Raw genomic sequence first — 14,017 nt, forward strand, 5'->3', positions numbered from 1 at the left:
GCGGAAACCCGCGGCCCTCGGGCCCTGCGGCGGCGCGCACCACGAGGACCCCCCGGCCGAGGCTCGGGGGGTCCGACCGACGTGTGGTGCGGGTCAGGACAGCGTGAACACCGTCATCTGGTGGATGGCGTTGTCCGGGGACAGCACCCCGCCACCGAGCTGAGCGGCCGCCCGGTTGACGCCGAAGTGGTCGAAGTTCAGCGAGACCATCTCGTCCGTGCCGTCGCCGTCGAGGTCGGCGGCGATGTAGCCGCGGCCGCCCATGACGGTGGCGCCGCCGATGCTGGACTGGAAGGACCAGCCGGTGGTCAGCACCGACGGGTCGTACACGGCCAGGCCGGCCTCGGTCCCGCCGGCCACCAGCCTGCGCCCGCCGGGGCCGTTGACGAACTGCGCGGACCGCAGGGGCGCGGACACCGAGCTGCGGGTCTCGGTGCCGTCGGCGGCGAAGCCGTTGAAGACGCCGAAGCTGAGCTGGTACAGCGGGTCGTTCGCGCCGTCGATGAAGTAGTTGCCGTGCGAGAACGGGCTGCCGCCGATGAACTGGTGCAGCACCTCTCCGGTGCGCCCGTCCCGGATCTCCGTCACGACGCGCGGCGTGGCGGTGGAGACGTCACCGGCCGTGGTGGGGTCGGCCTTGATGATCCAGGTGTGGACGACCGCGTGCCCGTCCGCGTACGGGATGTCGGGCGAGGCGAAGACGCCGTGGTCCAGGACCGCGCCGTGGAGCTTGCCGTCGGCCGCGCGGGCCGGGGCCTGGGGATCGGCGGTCCACTGCACGGTGCCCCTGCCGTCGAGGGCGACGCCGTTGACGACCGCGTCGGGGTCCTGGAACGCGCCGAGGGTGCTGTACTGCGTGTACACCCGGCCGTCGGAGACCACCGTGTCGGAGAAGACGGCGTCGCCCGTGCCGGCCGGCGGGGAGTACGACCACAGCTGCGCACCGGTCGCGTCGTACACGCGCAGGGCGTCGGTCGGGACGAGGATCTCGGCCTTTCCGTCGCCGTTCACGTCGGCGACGGTGACCGAGCGGACGAACGCGCCGGCGCCGTCGACGGTCGCGAGCGTCCTGCCGTCGCGGCCGTCGAGGACGGCGGTGGCCTCGTCCGCGGCGACGGCGACATCGGGCGTGCCGTCGCCGTTCACGTCTCCGGTGGCGATGCCGTGCACCTCGCCGGGGACGGTGGCCTGCCACAGCTTCTTCGGCTCGCCGTTGACCAGCGAGGTGCCGGAGTACGCCCACACGCCGTTCGAGCTGCCGCCGACGACGACGTCCTTCTTGCCGTCGCCGTCGAAGTCCGCGGCCTGGCCGTGGTTCAGGTCGCCCTGGAGCGGCGTGAGGCGCTTCCGGCCGCCGTTGCCCAGGCTGTAGTCGCGGATGTTCTGCTGCTGGTCGACGACGCGGACGTAGTCGGCGCCGCCGGTGGAGTACACCTGCTGGTACATCGGCGAGGCGTCCACGCCGTCGCGCCGCCACTTGACCTTGCCGTTGCCGGTGAACGCCGTCAGCGAGCCGTAGCGCAGGCCGCCCGGGTTGTCCGCGGTGCCCAGGCCCGTGTCGTCCTGGGCCGCGGCGATCAGCGAACCGCCCTTGGCGGCGAGGCTCCAGGTGCTGGGGCCGTCCCCGGTGTTGTCGGCGTTCCGCTTGGTGGTGTGGGTCCACCGGGTCGTGGCACCGTCCGAGCCGTCCAGGACGCGGATCGTACTGGCGCTCACCGCGAACGTGGGCGTGAACGCCGACTCGCCGACCACGTACTCGGCACCGCCGCCGGTGGCCGCGTCGCCCACGGTCAGGGCGGTGGGCAGCACGTTGACCCGGGTGTCGAGCGTGGTGCGTTCGCCGCTGCCCAGGTCGTAGGCGGCGATCTCGTACGCCACCGCGTCACTGCCGTCCGCCTGCTCCACGGCGACGATCCGGCCGCGGGAGGCGTCCAGGCGGAGCTGACGTCCGTACAGGGCGCTGTCCGTCTGCCAGGCGACCGACCCGTCGGCGGTGTCCAGGACGAGGGTGCGTCCGCGCGCGGCGGTCGTGGCGGTCTTGCGCAGGTCCCAGACCGCCGCGACCCTGCCGTCGCCGACGGCCTCCAGGGCGCCCCAGGTGGCGGCGGCCGTCGTGCCGGTGTCGTACGTCCAGGTCGTGGCCGGGGTCAGCACGCCGTCGGCGTACGAGAAGCGGATACCGGTGAGCGTGGCCGTCTGGGTCTTCGCCGCGTTCTGGTTCAGGCGCGGCGAGTCGGCGATCAGCAGCGTGCCGTCGACGACCTTGACCATCGAGGCGTACGAGTACAGCTTCGACCACACCGTCCGACCGGTCCTGCCGTCGAGGACCGTCACGAAGGTGCCGGTGGACAGCGACGAGCCGGGCGAGGTGAACGGCCGGTACGGGCTGGAGCCGACGCTCGCCGAGAGGACGAGGTCGGGTGTGCCGTCGCCGGTCAGGTCGGCGGTGTCGTAGCCCTGGTCGGAGGTGGGCGTGAACGGGGAGACGGCGTTGTAGCCCATCAGGACGCGCGCCGGATACGGCTCGGTTTGGTACACCCGGAGGGGCTTGACCTGCCAGTCCGCGTACAGCGACGCGTTGGTGCGCGCCCAGCCGGTGGAGCCGTCGGCCCTGTGCAGCTGGACGTTGCCCAGGCTGTGCACGGTGAAGTAGCCGCCGTCGGAGCCGGCGGGGACGGTGGCGGCGATGCCGCGCACGCCTTCCAGCGTGGACTTCCCGGTGAAGGTGACGGGCCCGGTGGCGGCGGACGTGCCCGAGCTCGGGTCGGTCGACGGACCGTCGGCGGACGCGGTGTCCTCCGTGGCGGGGGCGGCGTCCCCGTACACGTCGACGTTCACGTGCTCGGCGAGCTGCTGGGCCTCTTCGCCGGTCAGGGTGATCGCCGCGGTGCCCGCGTCGCCGGCCGCCAGCGCGTGCGGCGCGGAGGTCAGGGCGAGTCCCGCCGCGATCAGGGCGGAGGCGAGCGCCAGGGCCCGCCGGGAGGTGTGGGCGCTCATCACTTGGCTCCCTGCGTGAAGCGGATCGCCGACCCGGCCTTCAGGACGGCCTGGTCGTAGGAGTGTTGGAGGGCGTCGGTGCCGGCCTGGTTCTCGATGCCGACGGTGGCGGAGGAACCGCTGCCCGGGACGGACTGGTACTGGAAGGTGATCGCGCCGGTGGCCTCGTCGAAGACCGCCTCGAAGGTGGTGCGGGCACCGCTGCCGTCCGCGAACAGGACGTTGTTCCAGACCACCGCGAACCTGCGGCTGCCGGTGGTGCCGGTGGTGGCCGTCTGCACGCTCGACTTCCTGTCGAGCGCCAGGTCGTCCCACAGCGGGGCGACGATGCCGTTCGGCTTGGCCGCCTCGGGCAGCGCGGTGTTGGTGTAGTCGCCGACGCGCGGTTCGAGGAAGTCGACCAGGCCGTTGGTGGTGACGGCGGCGCTGGAGTACGAGACGCCGTACAGCTTCACCGGGAACGGCAGGGCGATCGTCTTCGTGTCCTCGTCGCCGCTGAGCGCGACCTTGCCGGACCCGGGGATCCAGGAGTACGCGGCCGGGGCGCAGCTGTTGCCGGAGGCGTCGGTGCGGGCAGGGAGGCGGACGGTGCGGGTCTCGGCGCCGTCGACGGTCAGGCTCGTGGTGGACTCGCCGTTGCACAGGACGGGCGCGGCGGGCGTCACCGTCAGCGGGTACGTGCCCTCGGCGACCCGCGGCAGGGTGAACGTGCCGTCGGAGCCGGAGGTGACCTTGGCGACCGGGGTACCGGTGACCTGGACGGTCGCACCGGCGAGGGGCTTGCCGGTGACGTCGAGGACGGTGCCGGTGACGGCGTGGGCCGGCAGCGGGGCGAGCGCGACGTCCTGGGTCAGGGGCAGGCCGTCGGTCAGCTCGACGCCACCGAGGGTCTTCGTCTCGTAGCCGTAGCCGCTGAGCGTGAAGTCGTACGTGCCCGGGGCGAACGACAGGCGGTAGCCGCCGTCGGATCCGGTGTGGACGATGCGCTCGCCGGTGACGGCATGGGCGGCCTTGACGGCGATGCCCTGCAGCGGGGCGCCCGTGGCCCGGTCGGTCACCTTGCCGGTGACGGTGACCGCGGTGTGCGGGGCCTTGTCGACGGACGCGAGGATGTCGAGCTTGCCCTCGCCCCACACGTTGTTCCGGCCGGCGGTGCCGCCGCAGTGCGTGTCGTCGACGTCGACGGCACCCCCGTCGAGGAGCGCCCGCGTCCCGTCGATGTCGCCGATCAGCGACGGGGCGGCCGACCACAGGAGGGCGACCGCGCCGGCGACGTGCGGCGTCGCCATCGACGTACCGGAGCTGACCTTGTACGCCGAACCCGGCCACGTGGACGTGACGTTGACGCCCGGCGCCGAGATGTTGGGCTTCGCCGAGCCGTCGACCGGCGACGGACCGAAGCCGGAGAACGAGGCGATCCTGCCGTTGGCGTCGTACGCGCCGACGCCGTAGGTGGGCGCTTGCGCGCCGGGCGCGGCCGTCGTGGAGCAGGTCGTGCCGTCACCTTCGTTGCCCGCCGCGAACGCCTCGAAGATGCCCGCCGCGTTCCAGGCCTCGACGATGTCCTGGTAGAACGTCGTGTCGCCGCCGCCCCAGGAGTTGTTGACGATGTTCGGGGCGAGGTCCGGACGCGGGTTCTGCCCGTTGCGGTCGGTCGGGGCGAGGATCCACTGGCCGGCCGCGAGCAGGTTCTCGTCCGAGCACTGCGACGACTCGCAGCCCTTGGCGGCGATCCACTTCGCGTTCGGCGCGACACCGATGCCGTTCCTGCCGACCATCGTGCCCATGGTGTGGGTGCCGTGGCCGTTGTTGTCGCACGGGGTGGTGCTCGTCGCGCACGTCCCGGACGGGTCGTAGAAGTTGTAGTCGTGGGTGAAGGTGCCGTCACCGTTGTTGCCGCGGTAGCCGGCGACGAGGTCGGGGTGGTCGTACTGCACGCCCGAGTCGACGTTGGCGATGACGATGCCCTCGCCGCGGTTCTCGTACTGCGACCAGACCTGGTCGGCCTTGATGTCCTTGACGCCCCACTCGGGGGTGTCGTCGCCGGTGGCGGAGGAGTCGGTGCGGGAGGAGTCGGTGCCGGAGGCGGCCGTACGCGACGTGGTGATCGCGCTGCCGGCCGTCTCGCCGTCGTCGAGCCGGTACTTCCGCGCCATGACGAGCTGCTTCACGTCGGCGCGCCGGGCGAGCGCGTCGACGAGGTCCCGGCCGCCCGTGACCTGGACGGCGTTGGCGATCCAGTAGTCCCGGTGCCCGACCTTCTCCTTGTCGAGGAAGGAGCCGAGCGCCCGCTGGCCGTCCCTCGCGGTGGCCTTCAGCGCCTGGTACGCGGCCGCGGTGGCCTTCGCGTGCGACGTCTGCTTCCTGGCGCTGGTCAGGTCGGCCTGCTCCTTGAGGACGACGAAGAAGGAGGCGTCGCCGCCGTCCCCCACGGCCTCCGCGAGCGCGGCGTCGACCTGCGCGGACGTCGCGGCCGGCCCCGCGGAATCGGCGAGCGCGGGGAGGGGACTGGTCATCAGTGCGGCGGCCGCGGACAGCGAAGCCGCCGCCCAGACGGCACATCTGCGCCTGGACGGTCGGGGCAGGGGCATGGGGCACTCCTTGCGGGGAAGCTATGGAATGCCCGCACCCTAGAAAGCCGCCGTTACCGAGCAATTACTGCGACCGGAAAGCGTGCGGCACCCCGGTCGCAACTGCCGGCGACCCAGCCCCACCGGCCGGGCGTCAGGTCTGCCGGGCGTGCTCCACCGTGCAGCCGGTCCCGCCGGCCGGGCACCAGTGGGAGCGGCCTCCGACGAGGCGGAGCTGGAGGTCGGCGTCGCCCATGCCTGCCCGGTCGAGGGCGGCGCGCAGCGCGGTGGGGGCGGGCTGGGGAGGCAGGCCGAGGACGTCGACGAGGATGACGCCGTTGCGGGCCTCGACCGAGGCGATCTGCCAGGCGCCGGCCGACGCCCAGCGGTCGGCGACGGGGCGGGCGTCGGCGGCGAGGGAGCGGTCGCGGGCGACGGAGATCGTGCCGGTGGTGAGAGGGACGGCGACGAGGAGGACGACGGCCGCGACCGCGGCGAGGGTCCGGCCGTGGAACTCCCCGACGGTGAGTCCGGCCGATCGCGCGGCGTCGCGGACGCGGTACAGGAGGAAGACGAGGGTGCCCGTGGCGACGATCGCGGCGACGTTCGTGGTGAAGAGGAGCGCCGACTCACCGGCGTCGTGGTAGCGCCGGACCGTGATCAGCAGCCCCGTGACGGCCAGCGGCGGTACGAGCGAGATCGCGATGGCGACGCCGGGCAGCGTGTCCGAGATGTCCGTGCGGACCAGGGCGAACGCGCCGACGGTTCCGGTGGCCAGGGCGGCGAACAGATCGATCAGACGCGGGCTGATCCGGGACGACACCTGACTGTTGTTCGCGAAGGCGTCCGGCGGCGAGACGATCCAGCCCAGCAGCATGCCGATGCACACCACCGCCACCGCCCCGCCCAGCACGAGCAGCGCACTGCGCACCACGTGCGTCCGGTCGGCCAGTACGAGCGCCAGAGCGCTGCCGAGGATCGGCGTCATCAGCGGCGCCACGATCATCGCGCCGATCACCGTGGCCGTGGAGTCGCCCACCACACCGGCGCTCGCGATCACCGAGGCCAGGACCAGCAGCACCCAGAAACGCGAGGCACTCCGACTCCGCCACGCCCGCTCGATGAACAGGGAGTCGGCCATCCGCCGCGCGGCGGCCGCATCGACGTCACCCACGTCCGACACCCTTCCCCCGCCCCGCGCTCACGGCTACCGGGCGGTCCCCGTACCCCGTCCCTTCGGACCGCTCGCGAGTCACCGCCGCTCCCGTTGCCCGCGTCGCGCCCCGGGCCGGATTCCTCCGCATGCTCCAGATATCTGCCGAGATGGTCATATCCGTCACCGTGGCCCAGATCCGCCCGGCACCCGCGCAGCGACGCGCACCGACCCCGGAGCGTCCCCACGTCACGTGGGCGAGGGACGACGGCCGGCTCGGCGAGGACGCGGCGGCAGCGGGCCCGTCCCCGGCGGGGCTCCACCAAGCGCCCCTCTCGCTGTGACCCACGTCACACACGGCTCCTGTCAGGAATCGGTTCGCTGTCCCGCTCAAGTCACCGGAAGCAAGCGAACCGACGGGAGCACCTCATGAAGCACCGCATCGTCGTTCTCGGCGCCGGCTACGCCGGGGCCCACGTGGCCGGGACCCTGGCGCGCCGACTGTCCCCGGCGGACGCCGAGATCACCGTGGTCAACGCCGAGCCCGACTTCGTCCAGCGGCTGCGACTGCACCAGCTCGCGGCCGGCCAGGAGATCGATGCACCACGGCTCGCCGACGTCTTCGCCGGCACGGCGATTCGGCTGCGCCTGGGCCGTGTCACCGCCGTGGACCCCGAGCGCCGGGTCGTCGCCGTGGCCGATTCCGACGGCGGCGGCGAGCTCGCCTACGACACGCTGCTCTACGCCCTCGGCAGCCACGGCGACGACCACGGCGTCCCCGGCGTGGCCGAGCACGCCTTCGACGTCGCGGCCCGGCCCTCCGCACTGCGCCTGCGCGACCGCCTGGACGACCTCGGCAAGGGGGACGAAGGCGGGAGCGTGCTGGTCGTCGGCGACGGGCTGACCGGCATCGAGACCGCCACCGAGATCGCCGAGTCCCGGCCCGGCCTGTCCGTGACGCTGGTTGCCCGCGGCGAGCTGGGCGCCCCGCTCTCCGCCGTGGCCCGCGGCCACCTGCGCCAGGCCTGCGACCGGCTGGGCGTCACCGTCCTGGAGCACACCAGCGTCGAAGCCGTCGAGGCGACGCGGGTGCTGTGCGCCGACGGCACCGTCCTGGCGGCCGACGCGACGGTGTGGACGGCCGGATTCGCGGTCGGCCCCCTCGCGGCCGCCGCCGGGCTGGAGGTCACCGAACACGGCCGGATCGTCGTCGACGGCATGATGCGGTCGGTCTCGCACCCGGACGTCTACGCCGTCGGCGACAGCGCCTACACCACCGGCGACAACGGCCGTCCGCTGCCGATGTCCTGCGCCTCGGCCGGCTACACCGGCCGCCGGGCCGTCGAGTCGATCGTGGGACACCTGACCGGCCGCGAGATCGCGAACACCAAGCTGGAGTACGTGGGCAACCACATCAGCCTCGGCCGGCGGGACGGAATCCTGCAGATGGTCGACGGCGAAGGACGGGCTAAGCCGAAGTACCTCGGCGGCCGGAAGGCCGCACGGATCAAGTCCGGCATCGTGAGGATGTCGCTGTGGGCCACCTCGCACCCGACCTTCGGCCTGCCCAAGCGCAAGCACCGCCTGACGGCCACGCGCAACGCGCCCGCCGAGAAGGCGGTCGCGTAGCCGCCCGGCCCGTGTTCCCCGATCGTGAACCACTCGACGCCGTGGTCACAGCCGACCGGCGTCGAGTCCGGGGCCCCGCTCACCCGGCGAAGACGTCCTCCCAAGGAGAAGGCATGTCCACTCCGCCCGCGCCCGAAGCCCCCACGGCGCCCTCACCCTGGCCGACCGTGGCCGGGGCGGTCGCCTTGCTCACGGTGACCGTCAGCCTGCTGCTCATCGCGTTCGCCTGGCCGTCCGTACGCTCGTCGGTGCATGGCGTGCCGATCGCCGTCGCCGGGCCCGCCCCCGCCGTCGAGCGGATCACGGCCGTACTCGACCAGCGGTTTCCCGGCGGCTTCGACGTCACCGAGGTCGCCGACACCACCGCCGCCGAGCGGCTGATCCGCGACCGCGAGGTGTACGGGGCCATCGACCTCGGCTCCGGCACCCCGCGGGTCATCACCGCGTCCGCCGGAAGCACCGCCGTCGCACAGACCCTGAACGGCATCGCGACCGGCCTCGGCCAGGCACCGGGCACCGGCACCGCGGCCGCGGCCCGCGACCTCGTCCCGCTGCCGTCCGACGACCCGCGCGGCGCCGGACTGGCCGCCGGGGCCCTGCCGCTGGTCATGGGCGGGCTGCTCTCCTCCCTGCTCCTGACCAGGCTCGTCCGCGGCGACGCCCGTCGCGTCACCGGAGCGCTCGCCTTCGCCGTCACCGGCGGACTCGCCGTCGCGGCGATCCTGCAGTTCTGGTTCGGCTCCCTCGACGGCTCCTACGGGGCCAACAGCGGCGCCGTCGCCCTGACCGTCGCGGCCACCTCCCTGACCGTCCTCGGTCTCGAATCCCTGCTCGGACACGCGGGCTTCGGCCTCGGCGCTGCCACCATGATGCTCATCGGCAACCCCCTGTCGGGCACCGCGACCGCCCCCGAGATGCTGCCCGGCCGGTCCGGCGCCCTCGGCCGACTGCTACCGCCCGGGGCCGGCGGCCGACTGCTGCGCTCCACCGCCTTCTTCGACGGCCGCGGTGCCGCACCCTCCGCCACCGTCCTGGCGGCGTGGCTCACGCTCGGCGCGCTGCTGTGCCTGGCCGGCAACCTGCGCCACCGGCCTACCGCCACCGACGCGGACACGGCCGCACAACGAGCCCCCGTGGCCACAGGCCGGCGATGACAGGCCGATTGCCCCCTCGTACGGGCCACTTGGCCCGAGAAGAGCCTTCAACAGAACCGTCTAGGGTGGCCCGCATGGACAGCACCACAGCCGATCGCTTCGACACCGACCGGTTCGAGGCCGGCCGGAGCCGACTCGCCTCGTTGGCGTACCGGCTGCTCGGCTCCGCCACCGACGCCGAAGACGCCGTCCAGGACGCGTTCCTGCACTGGCAGGCCGCGGACCGGCAGCGGATCAAGGTGCCGGAGGCATGGCTGACCAAGGTCGTCACCAACCTGTGCCTGGACCGGCTCCGCTCGGCACAGGCCCGCCGCGAACGCACCGCGGGCGCCTGGCTGCCCGAACCGCTCCTCGACGGCGACGCGTTGCTCGGCCCGGCCGACACCTTCGAGCAGCGCGAATCGGTCTCCCTGGCCGTACTGACGCTCATGGAGCGCCTGTCACCCCTCGAACGGGCCGTCTACGTCCTGCGCGAGGCCTTCTCCTACAGCCACGCCGAGATCGCCGAGATCCTCGACATCACCGAGTCCGCGAGCCAGCAGCACCTCCACCGCGCCCGGCGCCGCGTCACCGCCGCCCGCCGAGGCGGCGGCGAAGTCGACCCGGCATCGGCCCGGAGGATCGTCGAGGAATTCCTCGCCGCCGCCTCCTCGGGACGCACCGAACGCCTCGTCGCGCTGCTCACCGACGACGCGACCGCGATCTCCGACGGCGCCGGCGGCCTCGCCGACAAGCTGCTGCGCTACGACTCCCCGCACCGCATCGCCGCCGTCGTACGGGCCGGCTTCAAGCCCACCCCCGCGAAGCGCCGCCTGGCCGGAGGCACGCCCGCCCTCCACTACGCGACCGTCAACGGCGCCCCCGCCCTCCTCTTCGTCCTCGGCGACCAGGTCATCGGCGCCGTGACCTTCGACGTCGCCGGCACCAGGATCGCCACCGTCCGCGGCATCTCCGCCCCCACCCGCCTCGCCCGCCTCACCGCAGCCTGGCGACACCACGGCCCGGACACCCCCCTCATCGCCCATTGGTGACCCGCCACCATCCGCTGACGGTCCGCCACCGTCCGCCCCGCGACGAGGCCGTCGAGCATCAGGTCGCGGAGACGCCGTCCGCCTCCTACAGCCAGTCCCGCTTCTTGAAGATGACGTACAGGCTCGTGCAGACGACCGCCATCAGCAGGATCGCGAACGGGTATCCGCCCGCCCAGTGCAGCTCCGGCATGGAGTCGAAGTTCATGCCGTAGATCGTTCCGACGAGGGTGGGCGCGAAGAGGATGGCGGCCCAGGCGGAGATCTTCTTGATCTCTTCGTTCTGTTGGAAGCCGGCTTCGGCGAGGGCGCGCATTTCGGCGTTCTGTTGCTGGGTGACGAGGGTGGCGTTGACGGTGAGGATGTCGGCGAGGGCTTGGCGGAAGCCGTCGACGCGTTCGCTGGTGTGGGTGACGTGGTCGGCGACGTCGCGGAGGTAGCGCTGGAGTTCGTCGTCGGTGCCGTATTTGGCGAAGCCGGCCATGAGGGCGTGGAGCATGCCGACGAGGGGGCGGGTGGCGCGTTGGAACTCGACCATTTCGCGGGAGAGTTCGTAGATGCGGCGGGAGACGGCGGGGTCGCCGCCGAAGACTTCGGTCTCGATCTCGTCGATGTCGTTCTGGACGCCGGCGACGACGGGGACGTAGCCGTCGACGACCGCGTCGAGGATGGCGTAGAGAACGGCTTCGGGGCCGAGGGCGAGGAGGTCCGGGTTCTGCTCCATGCGGAGGCGGACGGCCGAGAGGTCCGGGGCGTCGCCGTGGCGGACGGTGATGAGGAAGTCGGGGCCGACGAAGAGGTGGAGTTCGCCGAAGTCGACCTCTTCGGGGGCGTCGAGGTAGCGGGCGGCGCGCAGGACGACGAAGAGCGTGTCGCCGTACCGCTCCAGCTTGGGGCGCTGGTGGGCTTCGAGGGCGTCTTCGACGGCCAGTTCGTGCAGGTCGAACTCCGCGGCCAGGGAGTGGAGTTCCTCCTCGGTGGGGCGCTGGAGCCCGATCCAGGCCATGCCGTCGGGGTGCTCGCGCAGCTGGCGGAAGGTGTCCGCGAGGGTGGCGGGGGAGGAGACCCGGCGGCCGTCGCGGTAGAGCGTCGACTGCACGACGCTCGGCTCCGCCGGGGGCGGCTGTGCCGACGAGGTCGCGGCCGGTGGTTCGGGGTGGCGGCGCCAGGCCGCGCGGGGGCGGCGTTCGGACATCGTCGCGCACTCCTCCTCGGTCTGCGGGGCGGGAGCCCGGAGGCCGGAACTCTCCGGGACTGGAGCGGGCCCTAGGGGCCGAGAGCAGGATATATGGGGTGAATCACTCCCGTCCGGATCTCGGTCGGGTCGGCATTCAGGACGGAAGCTGTCCGCAAGCCTCGGTAGTGTGCCGATCATGGCCCTCAAGACGTCGCACCCCGTGCTCGGCACCCGCGCCCTGAACCGTGCCACCCTCGACCGGCAACTGCTCCTGCGCCCCGCCGCGCTCGGGGCGGAGGAGGCCGTGGCGCACCTCGTCGGCCTCCAGGCCCAGAACACCAAGCCCCCGTACTACGCGCTCGCCGCACGCCTGGACGGGTTCCGGCCCGAGGACCTGTCGGCCCTGATGGAGTCGCGGCGGGTCGCCCGCATCGTCTCGCTCCGGTCGACCGTCCACACGCACACCGCGCGCGACGCCGTCGGCCTGCGCCGGCTCGTGCAGGCCGGGGCGATCGACCGGGAGCTGAAGATGTTCCGCAAGGGGCTCGACGGCACCGACCTCGACCGGCTCGCCGCCGTGGCGACCGAGTACGTCGAGGAGCGGCCCCGCACCCCCAAGGACCTGCGGGAGCGGCTGCTCGTGGAATGGCCGGAGGCCGACCCGCTGGCGCTGACCATCGCCGCCCGCTGCCTCCTCCTGATGGTGCAGGTCACGCCGCGCGGCCTGTGGAGGCGGAGCGGACAGGTCGCGCTCACCACCACCCGTGTGTGGTTCGGCGACCCCGACGGCGAGGCCGCCGAGATCGACGAGACCGTACGGCGCTACCTCGGCGCCTTCGGCCCCGCCTCCGTGCAGGACATGCAGACCTGGTGCGGTCTCACCCGCCTCCGTCCCGCCTTCGAGCGGCTGCGGCCCGAGCTCCTCGTGTTCCGGGACGAGCGCGGCACGGAGCTCTTCGACCTCCCCGACGCGCCCCGCCCCGACGAGGACACGCCTGCCCCGCCCCGCCTCCTCCCCGAGTTCGACAACCTGCTCCTCTCGCACGCCGACCGCACCCGCGTCGTCCCCGCCGAGCACCACGGCCGGACCTGGACCGGCAACCAGGCGCACCGCACGTTCCTCGTCGACGGCTTCCTCGCCGGCATCTGGCGCCTCGACGAGGCGAAGGACCGCACGACCCTCACCATCGAACCCTTCGCGCCCCTGACGCGCGCCACGCGCACCGCCCTCACCGCCGAGGCCGAGCGGACCCTCCTGCTCCTGACGCCGCCCGGCACCCCGTACGACATCGTCCACGAGGGCCCGTGATCGGGGCAGGCCCGCCTGGCCCGCGATCGGGGTAGGCCCGCCATGGCGCCGGGCCCGCCCGGCCCCGGCGCCGCGACAGCGACCCGACCCCGGCGCCCGTCACGACAGCGGCCCGCCCCGGCCCGTCACGGCAGTGCCCCCGCCCTGCGGGCCGCCACCACCGCCTCCGTCCGGGTGTGGGCGCCGAGCTTGCGCATGGCCGAGCGGAGGTAGCCCTTGACCGTCTCCGGGCGGAGGCCGAGCCGGCGGGCGGCCGTGGCGTTCGTGGCACCGGACGCGACGGCGGCGAGGACGTCGGTCTCGCGGGGGGTGAGGGTGAGGCCGGGGACGGGGGCCGAGGTGCCGGCGGCGGACCGGAGGCGGCCGCAGACGGCGAGGAGGCGGTCCCGCAGCTCGGGGTCGGTCACGCGGGGTGCCAGTTCGCGCAGTTCGCCGTAGGCCTGCCGCACCTCCTCCCAGGACGGCCCGGGGGACGGCGGCGCGAGGAGCCGGTGGACCTCGTCGCGTACGGCGAGGGCCTGCTCCACGTCACGGGCCGCCGCGACCGCCGCGTCGAAGACGCGTTCGCCGATCGGGAGGGCGTCGCGCAGCGCCCCGTACAGCACGCCGCGCACCTTGCGGCGTACGACGACGGGCACCGCGATCACCGAGCGGAGGCCTTCCGCGGAGACGGGGCCGTCGTACTCGTGCGTGATGTGCTGGGCCGAGGGGTAGTCCGTGACGGCGCAGGGGCGGGAGAGGGCCAGGCACTTCCCGCCGAGACCGGAGCCGGCCGAGATGGCGAGCCCGTGCAGCGCCGGGGTCACCGCCCCGTTCAGCTCGGCGATCCGCATGCCGCGGGTCTCGTGGAGCAGCCCGCCGAAGACCACCGGAAGGCCGGTGGTGCGGCGCAGGCGCAGCAGCGCGCCGCGCAGCTCCACCGATTCGACGTGCTCGCGCACCGTTCCCTCCCCGTCGTCGTCGGTCTGGATCACCCCCGAACGGGGGTAGTGAGACCTGG

Annotated in this window: 10 protein-coding genes; 5 read left to right on the forward strand and 5 right to left on the reverse strand. The window is 73.2% G+C overall.

Going from position 1 to position 14,017, the window contains the following annotated elements:
• Positions 1 to 93: 93 nt before the first annotated feature.
• From MRBLMG1_RS00240 to MRBLMG1_RS00250, 3 genes are all read right to left on the reverse strand, one after another.
• Complete coding sequence (locus tag MRBLMG1_RS00240; protein WP_367819514.1) at positions 94 to 2,997, reverse strand: FG-GAP repeat domain-containing protein; 2,904 nt, start codon at positions 2,995 to 2,997, stop codon at positions 94 to 96.
• A complete protein-coding gene (locus MRBLMG1_RS00245; protein ID WP_367819515.1) occupies positions 2,997 to 5,588 on the reverse strand; it encodes a S8 family serine peptidase in 2,592 nt (863 codons plus the stop codon). Before MRBLMG1_RS00245 ends, MRBLMG1_RS00240 begins: the two co-directional genes overlap by 1 nt.
• A gap of 133 nt (positions 5,589 to 5,721) precedes the next feature.
• The gene (locus MRBLMG1_RS00250; protein ID WP_367819516.1) at positions 5,722 to 6,741 is read right to left on the reverse strand and encodes a DUF389 domain-containing protein; all 1,020 of its coding nucleotides are present in this window, start codon (positions 6,739 to 6,741) and stop codon (positions 5,722 to 5,724) included.
• A gap of 128 nt (positions 6,742 to 6,869) precedes the next feature.
• Between MRBLMG1_RS00250 and MRBLMG1_RS00255 the strand changes: the two genes are divergently transcribed.
• The 4 genes from MRBLMG1_RS00255 (at position 6,870) to MRBLMG1_RS00270 (ending at position 10,534) form a co-directional block, all read left to right on the forward strand.
• A complete protein-coding gene (locus tag MRBLMG1_RS00255; RefSeq protein WP_367819517.1) occupies positions 6,870 to 7,064 on the forward strand; it encodes a hypothetical protein in 195 nt (64 codons plus the stop codon).
• Between the two features lie 85 nt (positions 7,065 to 7,149).
• Positions 7,150 to 8,349 (forward strand): NAD(P)/FAD-dependent oxidoreductase, encoded by a 1,200-nt coding sequence (locus MRBLMG1_RS00260; protein ID WP_367819518.1) that lies wholly within the window; start codon positions 7,150 to 7,152, stop codon positions 8,347 to 8,349.
• Positions 8,350 to 8,462: 113 nt separating this feature from the next.
• Complete coding sequence (locus MRBLMG1_RS00265) at positions 8,463 to 9,503, forward strand: ABC transporter permease (protein WP_367819519.1); 1,041 nt, start codon at positions 8,463 to 8,465, stop codon at positions 9,501 to 9,503.
• A gap of 74 nt (positions 9,504 to 9,577) precedes the next feature.
• Complete coding sequence (locus MRBLMG1_RS00270; protein ID WP_367819520.1) at positions 9,578 to 10,534, forward strand: sigma-70 family RNA polymerase sigma factor; 957 nt, start codon at positions 9,578 to 9,580, stop codon at positions 10,532 to 10,534.
• An 85-nt stretch (positions 10,535 to 10,619) separates the two neighbouring features.
• On the opposite strand, the gene MRBLMG1_RS00275 is transcribed toward MRBLMG1_RS00270, so the two are convergent.
• Positions 10,620 to 11,726, reverse strand: coding sequence for a magnesium and cobalt transport protein CorA (locus tag MRBLMG1_RS00275; protein WP_367819521.1), 1,107 nt, complete (start codon positions 11,724 to 11,726; stop codon positions 10,620 to 10,622).
• A 178-nt stretch (positions 11,727 to 11,904) separates the two neighbouring features.
• Between MRBLMG1_RS00275 and MRBLMG1_RS00280 the strand changes: the two genes are divergently transcribed.
• Positions 11,905 to 13,017 (forward strand): winged helix DNA-binding domain-containing protein, encoded by a 1,113-nt coding sequence (locus MRBLMG1_RS00280; protein ID WP_367819522.1) that lies wholly within the window; start codon positions 11,905 to 11,907, stop codon positions 13,015 to 13,017.
• A gap of 125 nt (positions 13,018 to 13,142) precedes the next feature.
• Here MRBLMG1_RS00280 and MRBLMG1_RS00285 read toward each other — a convergent pair whose 3' ends face one another.
• Positions 13,143 to 13,988: a helix-turn-helix transcriptional regulator gene (locus MRBLMG1_RS00285; protein WP_414721478.1), complete on the reverse strand. Its 846-nt coding sequence runs from the start codon at positions 13,986 to 13,988 to the stop codon at positions 13,143 to 13,145.
• Between the last annotated feature and the right edge of the window lie 29 nt (positions 13,989 to 14,017).

The sequence above is a fragment of the Streptomyces sp. LMG1-1-1.1 genome, assembly GCF_040815545.1.
GTDB lineage: Bacteria > Actinomycetota > Actinomycetes > Streptomycetales > Streptomycetaceae > Streptomyces.

Bases quoted from the DNA above. Each gene is read 5' to 3' on its own strand.
- MRBLMG1_RS00240 (WP_367819514.1), bottom strand. From the start codon at position 2,997: ATGAGCGCCCACACCTCCCGGCGGGCCCTGGCGCTCGCCTCCGCCCTG.
- MRBLMG1_RS00245 (WP_367819515.1), bottom strand. From the start codon at position 5,588: ATGCCCCTGCCCCGACCGTCCAGGCGCAGATGTGCCGTCTGGGCGGCG.
- MRBLMG1_RS00255 (WP_367819517.1), top strand. From the start codon at position 6,870: ATGCTCCAGATATCTGCCGAGATGGTCATATCCGTCACCGTGGCCCAG.
- MRBLMG1_RS00260 (WP_367819518.1), top strand. From the start codon at position 7,150: ATGAAGCACCGCATCGTCGTTCTCGGCGCCGGCTACGCCGGGGCCCAC.
- MRBLMG1_RS00265 (WP_367819519.1), top strand. From the start codon at position 8,463: ATGTCCACTCCGCCCGCGCCCGAAGCCCCCACGGCGCCCTCACCCTGG.
- MRBLMG1_RS00270 (WP_367819520.1), top strand. From the start codon at position 9,578: ATGGACAGCACCACAGCCGATCGCTTCGACACCGACCGGTTCGAGGCC.
- MRBLMG1_RS00275 (WP_367819521.1), bottom strand. From the start codon at position 11,726: ATGTCCGAACGCCGCCCCCGCGCGGCCTGGCGCCGCCACCCCGAACCA.
- MRBLMG1_RS00280 (WP_367819522.1), top strand. From the start codon at position 11,905: ATGGCCCTCAAGACGTCGCACCCCGTGCTCGGCACCCGCGCCCTGAAC.